Source organism: Citrobacter sp. TBCS-14 (assembly GCF_005280805.1).
Lineage (GTDB): Bacteria > Pseudomonadota > Gammaproteobacteria > Enterobacterales > Enterobacteriaceae > Citrobacter > Citrobacter gillenii.
Genome location: NZ_SZWM01000553.1, coordinates 1 through 520 on the forward strand (window position 1 = coordinate 1; position 520 = coordinate 520).

General features: G+C 55.9%; 2 pseudogenes. One reads left to right on the top strand and one right to left on the bottom strand.

The features are described from left to right. Positions 1 to 383, top strand: a pseudogene (locus FDX22_RS19840) (maltodextrin glucosidase); the annotation flags it as partial. Here FDX22_RS19840 and FDX22_RS31415 read toward each other — a convergent pair. Continuing rightward, a pseudogene (locus FDX22_RS31415) lies at positions 377 to 520 on the bottom strand (LysR family transcriptional regulator); the annotation flags it as partial. The pseudogenes FDX22_RS19840 and FDX22_RS31415 overlap by 7 nt on opposite strands.

Here is a 520-nt window from a genome sequence, read left to right on the forward strand (position 1 = left end):
GCCTGGCGTGCCCTGTATTTACTACGGCGACGAAGTGGGGCTGGATGGAAATAACGATCCTTTTTGTCGCAAACCGTTCCCGTGGCAGCCTGAAAAACAGGACGCTGACCTGCTGGCGTTGTATCAACGTCTGACCAAATTACGTCACCAGATCCAGGCGCTACGCCACGGTGGGTGCCAGGTGATTTACGCCGAGGATAACGTGGTGGTGTTTGCACGCGTGCTAAACCGCCAGCGCGTGTTGGTATGAGCACTNGTGCGGATCCGAGAGCATCCGCCCGGAACGCCCCTGGCAATGGCAGCACAAAGAGGGCAAAGGCCAACTCGTCGATGATATCCTGACGCTGCCCGCAATATCGGCTTCAGTCTGGATGAGTCATTGATACAAGCGCGCAATTTCCTCACTGGCCAGCAGCGCGTCTCGCCACCAGCGCTGCGCCAGTCCTTCGCTACTATTGCGCCATGCCATATAGGCGACATCTTTTTGACGAAATGAGATAACCTTCTTTTCCACCAGTTC